The organism is Streptomyces sp. NPDC025784 (genome assembly GCF_055558435.1).
Genome location: NZ_JBVHMN010000008.1, coordinates 1 through 13,559, shown reverse-complemented (window position 1 = coordinate 13,559; position 13,559 = coordinate 1). Strand labels below are relative to the sequence as shown.

The following is a 13,559-nucleotide window of genomic DNA, read 5'->3' as shown; positions in this document are numbered from 1 at the left end:
TCACACAGGGTGCGGACGGCCGGGCCGGTTCCGCCGGACGGCCGCTGCCGCCGACCGGGCCACCGTGCGCAGCCCAGCGGTGCGCGCACGGCGGGGCCGGGTCCGCGGAACCGCCGCCCAGGGTCTGACGGTTCAGCGCACCGCGACGACCGAGGAGCCGTGTCCGAACAGTCCCTGGTTCGCGGTGATCCCCACGCGGGCCCCGGCCACCTGACGGTCGCCCGCGCTGCCGCGCAGCTGCCAGGTCAGCTCGCACACCTGGGCGATCGCCTGCGCCGGAACGGCCTCCCCGAAGGAGGCGAGGCCGCCGCTGACGTTCACCGGTATGCGCCCGCCGAGCGAGGTGGCACCCTCGCGCAGCAGCTTCGCCGCCTCGCCCTCGCCGCACAGCCCGAGGTCCTCGTACCACTGCAACTCCAGGGCTGTGGACAGGTCGTACACCTCGGCGAGCGAGAGGTCCTCGGGCCCGATGCCCGCCTCCTCGTACGCCGCGCGCGCGATCGACGCACGGAAGGTGCCGTCGGCCGGCTGCACGGCGGCCGCGGAGTCCGTGGCGATGTCCGGAAGGTCGAGCACGGTGTTGGGATAGCTCGGGGTCACCGTGGACACCGCGCGGATCCGCACGGGACCGGCCGCTCCGTGCCTGCGTGCGAACTCCATGCTGGAGAGCACCACGGCCGCGCCGCCGTCCGAGGTCGCGCAGATGTCGAGGAGCCGCAGTGGATCGGCGACGACCGCGGACCCCGCGACCTCCTCCGCGGTGACCTTCTTGCGGTACCGCGCGTGCGGGTTGAGCGCCCCCAGCGCCGCGTTCTTCACCTTGACCTGCGCGAAGTCCTCCAGTGTGTCTCCGTGCAGTGCCATGCGCCGTCGTGCGTACAGCCCGAAGTACGTCGGATTCGTCGCCCCCAGCACGCGGAACCGCAGCCAGTCCGGATCATCGGGCCGATCCCCGCCGGCCGGCCGGAAGAACCCCTTGGGGGCCGCGTCGGCGCCGACCACGAGGACGACGTCCGCGAGGCCGGCGAGGATCTGCGCCCGCGCCGTGTTCAGGGCCTGTGCCCCCGACGCGCACGCCGCGTACACGCTCGCGACCCGTGCTCCCTGCCAGCCCAGTGCCTTGGCGAACGTCGCTCCCGCCACATACCCCGGATAGCCGCCGCGGACGGTGTCGGCACCGACGATCGAGCCGACGTCGCGCCAGTCGATCCCGGCGTCGGCCAGCGCGGTCCGCGCGGCCGTCACTCCGTACTCGACGAATCCGCGGCCCCACTTGCCCCACGGGTGCATGCCCACGCCGAGCACCGCCACCTCGCCGGTCATACCGCCACCCCCCTGAACCGTGTACCGCTCATGCGGCCACCCCTGTCGGCCGCCAGTGCCAGGTCGTCCAGGTCGTCTCCGTGTCCTCATTGAGCACACCCGGGACGACCGCCACCTCCATGCCCACCGTCAGATCGGCGACGGTGATCCCGGGAGCCGCCTGGCCGAGTACGACGATGCGCTCGGATTCCAGCTCCACAGCGATCAACGTGCAGGGCTCCCACGAGAGTTCCGGATCCGTCACATAGGGTGACGGAGGCCGGTACCGGCTGTCCGTGTACGACCAGACGCGGCCGTGCGGGGACAGCGGCACCTCGACGAGCTCGCCGCCCGGGCAGCCGGGATTGCGGCAGAACGTGTCCTCGCGGGGGAAGAAGACCGAGGTGCACGCGGAGCAGCGTGTGCCGAGGAGGCGGAAGTCGTCTCCCTCTCCTGCGAACCACCCGGTCACCACAGGCGTGCGTGTACGCGACAAGATCCCTCCCCGGTGCCGTATCTGACGGAACGTCAGAAGTGTGCCACGGGCAACGAGAATTGGGCAGGCCGTCACGGTGAACCACACGGGCGTCCACGGCGTCGCTGTAACCGTGGGGACGACCGGGGCCCACGGGGGTGGTCCCGGCCGTCCCCACCGCCGGCGCCCCGTCGGAGGCGCTCGCAGTCCCGGGCGGCCACAGGTGAAGACGTTCCTCCGATGATCGGATACAGTCCGCGGCGTGTCCGCAACCCCGCATCCGCCCGCCGACTTCGCGCCGGACTCCCACTGTTCGAGCTGTGGCGCCCCCTACGAAGAGGGCATCTCCGGCTGGCCCCGCACCTGCGCCGCCTGCGGGACCGTGGCGTACCGCAATCCGCTCCCCGTCGCGGTGGCCCTTCAGCCCGTCTACGACGACAGGGGTACGGCCCTGGTCGTCATCACCCGGACCATCGCCCCCGCGCGCGGAGGCATCGCCCTGCCCGGGGGCTTCATCGACCACCGGGAGGACTGGCGGCACGCGGTCGCGCGCGAGCTCAAGGAGGAGACGGGCATCGACGTGGCGAGCCGGGACGTCCGGCTCGCCGACGCGATGAGCTCTCCGGCCGGCCATCTGCTGCTCTTCGGGCTCCTTCCGGAGCGTCCGGCGTCCGAGCTGCCCCCGTCGGCCGCCACGGACGAGACGGAGGGCTGGCACCTCCTGCGCAGACCGGTCGAACTCGCCTTCCCGCTGCACACCTTGGCGGCTCGGGCGTGGTTCGAAGGCCGGTACATCTGAGACCGCCCACTGCACCCGACGAGCGCGTCGCGCGCGAGGACAGGTCGCCCGACGGGCGAGGGCAGGCCGCCGCACGCGCGCGGGTACATCGCGATGGACGCGGGCGCGGTCACGTCGCCCCACGTGCGTGTGCCGCACGTCGCGCGGGGGCGCCCGCCGGCGCCGCGCTCAGGACCCGTCACACACCGAGCCCCCGTACCCGGACCGGACAGGTCGGCTCGGTCCGGCCGTCCTCGCCGTCCCGCAGCACCACCACCCGTCGCCCCTCCCATCGCGTCACGTAGCGTTCGATCTCCGGCTCGTCCCACCCGTCGCCCGCGTCCGCCACGACGAGCCCGCCGCCGGTGCGGCCCCGCGCGGGAGCCCACGCCTCCAGCTCCAGACCGCCGTCGGCACCGCGCACGGGGATGACGGAGCCCGCCCGCGCCAGCACCGGGACACGTGACAACGGGGCGTCGACCAGCACCTGGGCCGGACCCTCGTACGCCTCCTCGGTGACCGTGTCGTACCACCGACCCCGGGGCAACTGCACCGCACGCCGGTCCGCACCGTGATGCAGCACGGGCGCCACCAGGAGGCAGTCGCCCAGCAGGAAGGCGTCCTCGCAGTCGCGCAGCGCCCGGTCCATGGGCGCGCCCCACCAAAGGGGCCTCACGTACGGCGCACCCGTGCGCCGCGCCAGGTGCGCCAGCGTCATGAAGTACGGCGCGAGGCGACGCCGCTCGACGAGTGCCACGCGCGCGTGCTCCAGGACTTCGGGACCGAACTCCCAGGGCTCCCTGCGGCCCGCGCGCAGGCTCGCATGGGTGCGGAAGAGCGGCAGGTAGGCGGCGAGCTGGAACCACCGCAGGTACAGCTCGGGCGACGGGCTCCCGTCGAAGCCGCCCACGTCGGGTCCCGAGTAGGGCACCCCGCACAGACCGAGCCCCATCACCAGGGAGAGCGACGCCCGCAGTCCCGGCCAGCCGGTGGCCACGTCCCCCGACCAGGTCCCGCCGTAGCGCTGCATCCCCGCCCAGCCGGACCGGGAGAAGAGGAACGGCCGTTCCTGGGGCACGAGCTCCCGCAGTCCCTCGTAGGCGGCCTTCGCCATGCCGAGCGCGTACACGTTGTGCGCCTCGCGATGATCTCCGCCGCGTCCCTCCAGGGAGTGCCGCGCCGAACGGGGCAGCGTGGACTCCCCGAAGGCCGTGAACGACGTCGGTTCGTTCATGTCGTGCCAGAACCCGGCGAACCCCAGTGCGAGCCGCTCCTCGTAGAGTCCGCCCCACCACTCACGCACGCGCGCGTGCGTGAAGTCGGGATGGACCGACTCCCCGGGCCACGCGACGCCGCGCACCGGCTGCCCCGACGCGTCCCGGACGAAGGCGTCCGCCTCCAGCCCGCTGTCGTACACCGCGTTGCCCGGCTCGGCCTTGACCGCGGGATCGATGATCGACACCAGGTGGACGCCGTCGCGGCGCAGTTCCTCGGCGAGCAGCGGGAGCTTCGGGAAGTGCTGAGTGTCGACCGTGAACACCTGGTGCGCGTCGTAGTGGTCGATGTCCAGGTGGACCGCGTCGAGCGGAAGACCGCGCTCCACGTACCCGGCGACGATCCGTCGTACCTCTTGCTCGCCGCCGAAACCCCACCGCGCGTGATGGTGCCCGAGTGCCCACGCCGGGGGCAGCGCGGGGGCCCCGGTGAGCGAGGCCCAGGCGTGCAGCACGCGCGCGGGGGTGCCCACCATGACCCAGCAGCGCAGCGGGCCGCCGTCCATGCGCAGCTCGCACATCCCGGCCCGGTCGTGCCCGGAGCCGGCGCCCTCCTCGCCCTCGCGCAACGTCACCGTGCCGTCCCACGTCGTGTCGTGGAACACGAGGTGGGTGGCCGCGTCGGCGACCACCATCTGCACCGGCATGGTGATGTACAGGGGGTCGTCCTCGGGTCCGAAGGGCCGACCCGGGTCCGTGTTCCACAACCGGTACGTGCCGTCGCGGAGCCGGGGCCCCGCCGCCCGACCGCCGAGACCGAAGAAGCGAGCGTCGGCCGCCACTTCGGAGCGCTGCATCCAGCGGGCCGCGCCACCCTCGATGGGCTCCCACCAGCGGGGCGGCAGATCGCGGCGCAGGACCACGCCTCCGGGAGTGCGGACCTCGACGGCGCCGTGCAGCGAGACCGCGACGGTCACCCGCTCGGAGACGACCCGCCAGCCGCCCTCCTTGTCCGGCTCCAGGATCGCGCGGGGGTCGGGTTCGGGGGAACTGCCCGCGAGCGCGTAGGACGGCTCCGGACCGGCCCCGTCCCAGCCCCAGAAGACCGCTCCGCCGGCCGTGACCGTGATCCGCAGTTCGGACCTGGTGAATCGGACGACACCACCGCCGGGCTCCGGTTCCACACCTTGTACCGGGCCCGGCACCCGCGCCCGTTCGGCGCCCCGCTGCGGCAACCCGGCGGCGTCGGCACGCCTCCTGCGCCATGCGGCCCGGACCGTGCGCCACCCTTGGGCAGTACCCCCCGAACCGACCGCTTTCACCGAACGCACCAGGTCACGACCGTCCATGCTGCTCACCCTGCCATTGACAGCGCCGTACGGGTGACTCGTTCAACTGCCGTTCACCCATGGCGACGCCACATCTTCACGTTGCTGACTATGTGTGGCGCACCCTGGTGCTGAAGTCGATCACATGGCATCGTCCGTGTCAGCCGCGTGACGCGCACACCCCCGCTCGTGCGCGACAGACGCACACGACGCGCACAGACCGGGAGCCGCCCCATGTCCACCGCGAACGCCACGCCGCTCTGGCAGCCCACAGAGGAAGGCATCGCGCGAGCCCAGATCACGAGGTTCCAGGCCTGGGCGGCCGAGCAGCACGGAGCGCCCGCCGACGGCGGTTACGCGGCGTTGCACCGCTGGTCGGTGGACGAGCTCGACACCTTCTGGAAATCCGTCACCGAATGGTTCGACGTACGGTTCTCCACCCCCTACACGCGCGTGCTGGGCGACCGCTCGATGCCCGGCGCCGAGTGGTTCCCGGGGGCGACCCTCAACTACGCCGAGCACGCGCTGCGCGCGGCGGAGACCCGTCCGGACGAACCGGCCCTCCTGCATGTCGACGAGACGCACGAACCGACCCCCGTGAGCTGGTCGGAGCTGCGCCGGCAGGTCGGTTCCCTGGCAGCGGAGCTGCGCGCCCTCGGCGTACGCCCCGGAGACCGCGTCAGCGGCTACCTCCCGAACATCCCGCAGGCTGTCGTCGCCCTGCTCGCCACGGCCGCCGTGGGCGGCGTCTGGACGTCCTGCGCCCCCGACTTCGGGGCCCGCAGCGTCCTCGACCGTTTCCAGCAGGTCGAACCCGTGGTGCTGTTCACGGTCGACGGCTACCGGTACGGCGGCAAGGAGCACGACCGCCGTGACACCGTCGCCGAACTGCGCCGCGAGCTGCCCACGCTGCGTGCCGTCGTGCACATCCCGCTGCTCGGCACCCAGGCACCCGAGGGCGCCCTGGAGTGGTCCGCGCTGACCTCCGCCGACGTGGACCCCGTCTTCGAGCAGGTGCCCTTCGACCACCCCCTGTGGGTGCTCTACTCCTCCGGGACGACCGGTCTGCCCAAGGCCATCGTGCAGTCGCAGGGAGGCATCCTGGTCGAGCACCTCAAGCAGCTCGGTCTGCACTGCGACCTGGGCCCCGAGGACCGCTTCTTCTGGTACACGTCCACGGGCTGGATGATGTGGAACTTCCTCGTCTCCGGCCTGCTCACCGGCACCACCATCGTCCTGTACGACGGCAGCCCGGGATACCCGGACACCGGTGCCCAGTGGCGCATCGCCGAACGTACGGGGGCGACCCTCTTCGGCACCTCGGCGGCCTACGTCATGGCCTGCCGCAAGGCGGGCGTCCACCCCGCCCGGGACTTCGACCTCACGCGCGTGCAGTGCGTCGCCACCACCGGATCACCCCTGCCGCCCGACGGGTTCCGCTGGCTCCACGACGAGTTCGCCGAGGCCGGGGCGGACCTGTGGATCGCGTCCGTCAGCGGTGGCACCGACGTGTGCTCCTGCTTCGCGGGAGCGGTCCCCACGCTGCCGGTGCACATCGGCGAGCTCCAGGCCCCGGGCCTCGGCACCGACCTCCAGTCCTGGGACCCCAGCGGCAAGCCCCTCGTCGACGAGGTCGGTGAGCTGGTCGTCACCGACCCGATGCCGTCCATGCCCATCCGCTTCTGGAACGACCCCGACGGCAGCCGCTACCACGACAGCTACTTCGACACGTACCCCGGAGTGTGGCGGCACGGTGACTGGATCACCGTCACCTCGCGCGGCTCCGTCGTCATCCACGGCCGCTCCGACTCCACGCTCAACCGGCAGGGCGTGCGCATGGGCTCGGCCGACATCTACGAAGCCGTCGAGCGCCTCCCCGAGATCAAGGAGTCGCTCGTCATCGGGATCGAGCAGCCCGACGGCGGCTACTGGATGCCCCTCTTCGTCCACCTCGCCCCCGGCGCCGTGCTCGACGAAGCCCTCCTGGGCCGCATCAAGCAGACGATCCGCGAGCAGCTGTCCCCGCGCCACGTCCCGGACGAGGTCATCGAGGTCCCCGGAGTGCCGCACACCCTCACGGGCAAGCGCATCGAGGTCCCCGTCAAGCGCCTCCTCCAGGGCGCCACTTTGGAGAAGGCGGTCAACGTCGGCTCCGTGGACAACGTCGAACTGCTGCGCTTCTACGAGGACCTGGCCCGCAAGCGCGCCTGATCAGCCCCCGTAGGTGGCCTCGGACTCGCCCAGCACGGTGGCGAAGTCCGAGGCCAGCCGTGCCGCGTCGGTGGGCTCGAGCTCCGCGACCGAGATCCGGACGCCGGGCGCGGAGGCGAGCCGGAAGCGGGCACCCGCCGCGACCCACCAGCCGTGCGACCGCAGACCGTTCACGACGGCCGACTCGTCCCGCACCGGCACCCAGAGGTTCATTCCGCTGACGCCGTGGCCCTGCACGCCGCGCTCGGCGAGCTCCCGCGCCAGCGCCCTTCGCCTGAGCCCGTACGCCTCCTGCGCGCGCGTGACCAACGCGCGCGTGCCGTCGTCCGTCATCAGCCCGTACACCGTCTCCTGCAACAGGTGACTGACCCACCCCGAGGTCAGGAGCATCCGGCCGTCGTGCCGGGCGAGCGTCGTCGGATCGCAGGCCGCCGCCGCCCACCGCAGATCGGTCCCCAGGAACTTGCTGACGGTCCGCACATGAACCCACCGCGTCAGGCCGCCCGACGTCAGTGAGCGCAAAGGCGCGTCCGCGACGGCGGAGGCGTGGTCGTTCTCCACGATCAGCAGGTCGGGCTGCTCCCGCACGACGTCGACCAGCGCGTCCCGGCGCTGAGCCGACAAGCATCCGCCGTACGGGTTCTGCGCCCGCGGGCTGTACACCACCGCACGGACACCGGCCCGCAGGGCGGTGCGCAGCGCCTCGGGTCGCATGCCCTGGTCGTCCACCGCGACCGGCACCGTGCGCAGCCCCAACGCGGTCACCAGGTCCAGCAGATGGTGATAGCCCGGGTCCTCCATGGCCACGCCGTCGCCCGGCCGCAGCTCCACCGACAGCAGTCGCCCGATGAGGTCGAGCGCGCCGTGCGCGAACGTCACCTGGTCCGCGGGCACTCCGTCGGGCTCCAGCCACTCCCGCACCGCGTCCTCCAGGCGCGCCAGCCGGGGGGTGGCCCGGTGTGAACGGGCGCCCGGGGAGAGCCGCGACGGCGGCACGAGATGGGGGAGGAGCTCGGGGTCCGGATGCCCGCCGGCCAGGTCGCGAAGGCCGTCCGGCACCTTGGGCGGCCTTCGCGAGGCGACCGCGGGGGCAGCGGCGACCACGGTGCCACCCCGCCCGCGAGTCGTCACGATGCCGCGGCTGCGCAGCTCCTTGTAGGCCGTCGCCACCGTGCCCGGACTCACGCCGAGGTCGTCGGCGAGGCGACGCACCGGAGGCAGCGCGCTCCCCGGCTCCAACGCGCCCTCGGCCACGCCTCGTTCGACGGACGACGCAATTGCCTTGGCCGTCGTGCCACTGATCCCATATTGTGTTGCCACGTTGCTAAGTATGTATCAATACATAATTTCTGGCAAGGGGGAGCAGTGAGTGCGATGCCCCGCACCGCGGCATGGTGGACACGCGTCCCAGGAGGCCACGACGGCCGCAGAATGCTCTGGATCGCACTGGTCGACCGGATCGGCAGCGGTCTGTGGGCCTCCGTCTCCGTCCTGTACTTCACCTACGTCAGCGACCTGTCCGTAGCCCAGGTCGGCACCCTCGTCGCCGTCTCCGGAGCGGTCGGCATCGCCGGCGCCCCCTCGGCGGTCGCATCGCCGACCGACTGCCACTCACCCGCGTACTGACCGCCCTCCAGATCCTGCGGGCCCTCGCCTCCGTCGCCCTGCTCACCACCGACAACTACCTCCTGCTGATGGCCTTCTCGGCCACCGGCAGCCTCGGCGACCGCGCCGCCAACGTCCTCACCAAGCTGTACGCCACCCGCGTCGCCGGACCGGACCGAGTCCGCTATCAGGCCGTCAACCGCACCGTCGCCAACGCCGGATGGGCCCTCGGCGGCCTCGCCGCCGCCGGAGCCCTCGCCGTCGGCACCACCGCCGCCTACCGATGGCTCCTCCTCGGCGACGCCCTCTCGTTCGCAGCCGTCGCCCTCGTCACCACACGCTGCGGCGAACCTCCTTCGGCCACCCGCACCGTCACCACGTCGAAGGACCCGGCCCCCACCGAACGACCGCGAAGCCCCTGGCGGGACCGCGCCTACCTCACCTACGTCGCCAGCGACACCGTTCTCTGCCTCGACGACGCGGTCTTCAAGGTCGGACTGCCACTGTGGATCGCCCACTCCGACCACGCACCCCACGGCCTCGCACCCCTGCTCATGGTCCTCAACAACGTGATGGTGGTGGCCTTCCAGGTCCCCCTGGCCCGCCTCGGCGCCACCACGGCCGCGGCACGCGCCCTGCTGATCCCCCTGTCCGCCGTCTTCGCCCTCGGCGGCACGGCCATGGCCCTCTCGGCCTCCGGAGGAGCCGTCACCACGACCTCGTTCCTCACCGGCGCCGCGATCGCCTTCACCGTGGCCGAGATGCTCCACGCGACAGTCTCCTGGGAACTCTCCGTCGCCCTCGCCCCCGACACCGCCCAGGGCGCCTACCTCGGCGTGCACGGGCTGGCGCAGTCCGCGCAGCGCAGCGTCGGACCACTCGCCGTCACCGCGGCCATCGCCGCCGGCCCCCTCGGCTGGACGGCGTTCGGCGCGACCATCGCCGTGACCTGCCTGTTCCAGCACCGCACCGTGCGCGAACGCCTTCCCCGACCGGCATTGTCAGTGGCTCCGGTTACTGTGAGTGAGCATTGATCGACTGTGCACAGGGGGAAACATGACCAACACCCAGGCCCAGCACATGCGACGCGTCCTGCGCCGCGAAATCGCCGGCACCATCGGCCTGCTGACCGACGACGAGGACTTCACCGCGATGCGGCGGTACCGCACCTTCGCCTTCGACGACCACGCGACCTATCTCCAGCAGATCGAGTCCCTGCTCAGGACCCTCTCCGCACAGGGCAGCCACACCACAGTGGCCCTCTTCGACCCCGAGGAGTACGCCGAGTACTGCGCGACCAGCGGCCTCGAACCCGACACCCCGGCCAGCCGCACCCGCTTCACCGCGGAACTCGCCGCCACCGGAGCCACAGTCCCCTACGAAGGCCAGCCCCTCGACGAACTCGTCCCGACCCTCGTCGACGAGGCCGTCCGCAAGGCCACCTGGGAGTACGCGACCACACTGCTGGCCCGCATCGGCGCCTGCGCCTCCTGCGGCGTCGACATCGGCCGCGCCGCCTTCGCCCGAGCCGCGCGACTCCTCACCCGCATCATCGAAACAGCGAGCCCCGGCCACCTCCACCTCGTCTGCAGTGTCTCGGCCACCCCCGAAACACTCGTGGCAGCGCTCCGGGCCGTCGACGAACCCGACACCGCGAACCGCGTCGACGAGTCGGAAGCCCTCGAATTCACCACCGTCCTCGCCCTCGGCATCGCCACCCGCAGCTCCGGCGGACTCGTCATGCGCACCACCGCGGCGGGCACCACCGACCGGGTCTACGGATGGCGCCTGCGCGGCGAACGGCTGGAGCCCCTCACCGCCGCCGAAGTCTTCGACGCCTACTGCACCGACTCCGATACCGGAGACCTCGTCTCCCCGGAGTCCGGCGTCGACTACTGCGTACCCCCCGACCTCGGAGACGCAGGAGAAGACACCGGCCACACGCACTGAACACCAAGGGGCGCCCCACCCGCAGGTGGAGCGCCCCGAGGACGACGATCATCGACGACACGGACCGGCTACTCGCCGGACAGCACCGCCTGCGCCGCAGCCCGCGCCTCTTCCGCCGTGTCCGCGGCACGAGCGGCAGCGGCGGCACGCTCGCACTGGGCCAGCGTGTACTTGGCCAGCGTCGCCCGTACATAAGGAAGCGACGCCGCACCCATCGACAGGGAGGTGACCCCGAGACCGGTCAGCACACACGCGAGCAGCGGGTCGGAGGCGGCCTCGCCACAGACACCACAGCTCTTGCCCTCGGCTTTCGCCGACTCGGCCGACAGCGCGACCAGGTCGAGCAGCGCCGGCTGCCACGGGTCCTGCAGACGGGACACCGCACCCACCTGCCGGTCGGCGGCGAAGGTGTACTGCGCGAGGTCATTGGTCCCCAGCGACAGGAACTCGACCTCCTGCAGAATCGACCGCGCCCGCAGAGCGGCCGACGGAATCTCCACCATCGCACCGAACTTCGCCTGCAGGCCGGCCGCACGGCACGCGTCCGCGAACGCCTTGGCGTCGATGCGGTCCGCCACCATCGGAGCCATCACTTCGAGGTAGACCGGCAGCCCCTCGGCAGCCTTCGCGAGAGCACTGAGCTGCGTGCGCAGCACCTCCGGGTGGTCGAGCAGCGTCCGCAGACCCCGCACGCCCAGCGCCGGGTTCGGCTCGTCGGCCGGGGTGAGGAAGTCGAGCGGTTTGTCGGCACCGGCGTCCAGCACCCGCACCACGACACGGCCCTCGGGAAACGCCTCCAGCACCTGGCGGTACGCCTCGACCTGCTTCTCCTCGGACGGCGCCTTCTTGCTGTCGTCGAGGAAGAGGAACTCGGTACGGAACAGACCCACGCCCTCGGCACCGGCCTCGACCGCCGCCGGCACGTCCGCCGGGCCACCGACGTTCGCCAGCAGCGGCACCTTGTGACCGTCGGACGTGGCACCCGGACCCGTCGCAGCGGAGAGCGCCGCCTTGCGCTCCGCCGCCGCGGCCTCCATCTGTGCCTTCTTCTCGGCACTCGGCTCCACGAAGATCTCACCGGTGCTGCCGTCCACGGCGATCACGGTGCCCTCGGCGAGCTCGCCCGCACCCGGCAGCGCGACCACGGCGGGGACGCCGAGCGCACGGGCCAGAATCGCGCTGTGACTGGTGGGCCCACCCTCCTCGGTGACGAAACCGAGCACCAGAGTCGGGTCGAGCAGCGCGGTGTCCGCGGGCGCGAGGTCACGCGCAATAAGAACGTACGGCTCGTCGCTGTCCGGCACACCGGGCATCGGCACGCCGAGGAGCCGGGCGACGATACGGTTCCGCACGTCATCGAGGTCGGCCACGCGCCCGGCGAGGTACTCACCGGCACCGGCGAGCAGCGCCCGGTACGCGGCGAACGCGTCGTACACCGCGCGCTCGGCCGTGCTGCCGACCGCGATCCGCCGCTCCACGTCCGCCATCAACTCGGGGTCCTGGGCCATCATGGCCTGCGCCTCGAGCACCGCCTGGGCTTCGCCCCCCGCCAGATTGCCGCGCGCAATCAGATCGGCTGCCACCGCCTCCACGGCCTTGCGGGCACGCCCCTGTTCGCGCTCCGCGTCCTCCGGCGGGATCTGCTTGGCAGGCGGTTCGAGAACCGCCGTCCCCATGTGCCGAACCTCGCCGATCGCCACACCGTGGCTCACGCCGACGCCTCGCAGCGTTGTCTCCATCTCACCCGTCTCCGATAGTGCGGCGGGCTCCGCCGCCGCGGTGGTTGTCCAAGCCGCCGTGCTGAACGGCGGTGAAGTCACTGCCAGCTGAAGAGCGCGTCGCCGGGCTTCACGTCGCCGTCTTCGCGGACGTCGGAGAGGGAGTCCGCCGTGGCTTCGAGAGCCACCACCGGGCACACCGAGGACTTGCCGGCCGCTTCGACGGCGGCCGGGTTCCAGCGCACGACGCCCTGGCCGCGCGTCACGGTGTCCCCCTTGTTCACGAGGAGCTCGAAGCCCTCGCCATTGAGCTGGACCGTGTCGATACCCAGGTGAGTGAGGACGCCGTGGCCCTCACTGTCGACCACGACAAAAGCATGGGGGTGAAGCGAGACAATGACTCCGTCGACGGGCGCGACAGCCTCGGCGGGTTCACGGACGGGTTCGATCGCCATGCCAGGGCCGACCATGGCCCCGGAGAAGACGGGGTCCGGTACCGCGGAGAGCGCGATGGCGCGTCCTGCGATAGGGGACGTCACGGTGGTCATGGGAAGCCTCCCAGGGGTGGAGATTCATATGGGCCGTCACTGCCTGTCCCGGACGGCGCACTGTTGAGCAGGGTATGTCAGATGAAGTGGCGGTTCCGCGCGAGTGATCCCGCTTGGAGACCGAAGGACACAGCGGAAACGATTTGCGCCCGCTCGAGGCCCGCATGTAGAGTCGTAGACCTGCCCGGGGCCGAGCGACGCCACCAAGCGTCCTTGCCTGGCAGCACCCAACTTGTCAGATCCTATCTCGGGGTCCCTTCCGCATGTCTGCGGGACGGTGGTCAGGGAGACGGAAAAACACTGATAGAGTTTGAAACGCAAGACCGAAGGGAAGCGCCCGGAGGAAAGCCTGAGAGAGTCTCTCGGGTGAGTACAAAGGAAGCGTCCGTTCCTTGAGAACTCAACAGCGTGCCAAAAATCAACGCCAGAT

The 13,559-nt window shown here is 71.6% G+C and carries 11 protein-coding genes; 5 read left to right on the top strand and 6 right to left on the bottom strand.

Going from position 1 to position 13,559, the window contains the following annotated elements; translation table 11 throughout:
- Positions 1–132: 132 nt before the first annotated feature.
- Both ACZ4IF_RS19190 and ACZ4IF_RS19185 read right to left on the bottom strand, forming a co-directional pair.
- Positions 133–1,323 (bottom strand): lipid-transfer protein, encoded by a 1,191-nt coding sequence (locus ACZ4IF_RS19190; protein ID WP_467564318.1) that lies wholly within the window; start codon positions 1,321–1,323, stop codon positions 133–135.
- Positions 1,324–1,351: 28 nt separating this feature from the next.
- On the bottom strand, positions 1,352–1,777 hold the full coding sequence (locus tag ACZ4IF_RS19185; RefSeq protein ID WP_467564800.1) for a Zn-ribbon domain-containing OB-fold protein: 426 nt from the start codon (positions 1,775–1,777) through the stop codon (positions 1,352–1,354).
- A gap of 262 nt (positions 1,778–2,039) precedes the next feature.
- Here ACZ4IF_RS19185 and ACZ4IF_RS19180 point away from each other — a divergent pair, with 262 nt between their 5' ends.
- On the top strand, positions 2,040–2,576 hold the full coding sequence (locus ACZ4IF_RS19180; protein WP_467564316.1) for an NUDIX domain-containing protein: 537 nt from the start codon (positions 2,040–2,042) through the stop codon (positions 2,574–2,576).
- Positions 2,577–2,754: 178 nt separating this feature from the next.
- Here ACZ4IF_RS19180 and ACZ4IF_RS19175 read toward each other — a convergent pair whose 3' ends face one another.
- A complete protein-coding gene (locus ACZ4IF_RS19175) occupies positions 2,755–5,118 on the bottom strand; it encodes a glycoside hydrolase family 31 protein (RefSeq protein ID WP_467564314.1) in 2,364 nt (787 codons plus the stop codon).
- A gap of 213 nt (positions 5,119–5,331) precedes the next feature.
- On the opposite strand from ACZ4IF_RS19175, the gene ACZ4IF_RS19170 reads away from it, so the two are divergent.
- Positions 5,332–7,308, top strand: a complete 1,977-nt coding sequence (locus ACZ4IF_RS19170) for an acetoacetate--CoA ligase (RefSeq protein WP_467564312.1) — start codon at positions 5,332–5,334, stop codon at positions 7,306–7,308.
- Here ACZ4IF_RS19170 and ACZ4IF_RS19165 read toward each other — a convergent pair whose 3' ends face one another.
- Positions 7,309–8,628: an aminotransferase class I/II-fold pyridoxal phosphate-dependent enzyme gene (locus tag ACZ4IF_RS19165; protein WP_467564310.1), complete on the bottom strand. Its 1,320-nt coding sequence runs from the start codon at positions 8,626–8,628 to the stop codon at positions 7,309–7,311.
- Positions 8,629–8,739: 111 nt separating this feature from the next.
- On the opposite strand from ACZ4IF_RS19165, the gene ACZ4IF_RS19160 reads away from it, so the two are divergent.
- The 3 genes from ACZ4IF_RS19160 to ACZ4IF_RS19150 are packed head-to-tail and all read left to right on the top strand — an operon-like array spanning position 8,740 to position 10,863.
- The gene (locus ACZ4IF_RS19160; RefSeq protein WP_467564822.1) at positions 8,740–8,934 is read left to right on the top strand and encodes a hypothetical protein; all 195 of its coding nucleotides are present in this window, start codon (positions 8,740–8,742) and stop codon (positions 8,932–8,934) included.
- The gene (locus ACZ4IF_RS19155) at positions 8,901–9,947 is read left to right on the top strand and encodes an MFS transporter (protein WP_467564798.1); all 1,047 of its coding nucleotides are present in this window, start codon (positions 8,901–8,903) and stop codon (positions 9,945–9,947) included. The genes ACZ4IF_RS19160 and ACZ4IF_RS19155 overlap by 34 nt, the downstream gene beginning before the upstream one ends.
- Before the next feature lie 22 nt (positions 9,948–9,969).
- Positions 9,970–10,863: a hypothetical protein gene (locus ACZ4IF_RS19150; protein ID WP_467564308.1), complete on the top strand. Its 894-nt coding sequence runs from the start codon at positions 9,970–9,972 to the stop codon at positions 10,861–10,863.
- A 68-nt stretch (positions 10,864–10,931) separates the two neighbouring features.
- Here ACZ4IF_RS19150 and ptsP read toward each other — a convergent pair whose 3' ends face one another.
- Together ptsP and ACZ4IF_RS19140 are read right to left on the bottom strand one after the other, a co-directional pair.
- A complete protein-coding gene (gene ptsP / locus ACZ4IF_RS19145; protein WP_467564306.1) occupies positions 10,932–12,602 on the bottom strand; it encodes a phosphoenolpyruvate--protein phosphotransferase in 1,671 nt (556 codons plus the stop codon).
- Between the two features lie 77 nt (positions 12,603–12,679).
- Complete coding sequence (locus ACZ4IF_RS19140; RefSeq protein ID WP_359503516.1) at positions 12,680–13,129, bottom strand: PTS sugar transporter subunit IIA; 450 nt, start codon at positions 13,127–13,129, stop codon at positions 12,680–12,682.
- Between the last annotated feature and the right edge of the window lie 430 nt (positions 13,130–13,559).

Coding starts and splice junctions, on each gene's coding strand:
- ACZ4IF_RS19160 (WP_467564822.1), top strand. CDS start 8,740: ATGCTCTGGATCGCACTGGTCGACCGGATCGGCAGCGGTCTGTGGGCC.
- ACZ4IF_RS19150 (WP_467564308.1), top strand. CDS start 9,970: ATGACCAACACCCAGGCCCAGCACATGCGACGCGTCCTGCGCCGCGAA.
- ACZ4IF_RS19140 (WP_359503516.1), bottom strand. CDS start 13,129: ATGACCACCGTGACGTCCCCTATCGCAGGACGCGCCATCGCGCTCTCC.
- ACZ4IF_RS19190 (WP_467564318.1), bottom strand. CDS start 1,323: ATGACCGGCGAGGTGGCGGTGCTCGGCGTGGGCATGCACCCGTGGGGC.
- ptsP (WP_467564306.1), bottom strand. CDS start 12,602: ATGGAGACAACGCTGCGAGGCGTCGGCGTGAGCCACGGTGTGGCGATC.
- ACZ4IF_RS19170 (WP_467564312.1), top strand. CDS start 5,332: ATGTCCACCGCGAACGCCACGCCGCTCTGGCAGCCCACAGAGGAAGGC.
- ACZ4IF_RS19175 (WP_467564314.1), bottom strand. CDS start 5,118: ATGGACGGTCGTGACCTGGTGCGTTCGGTGAAAGCGGTCGGTTCGGGG.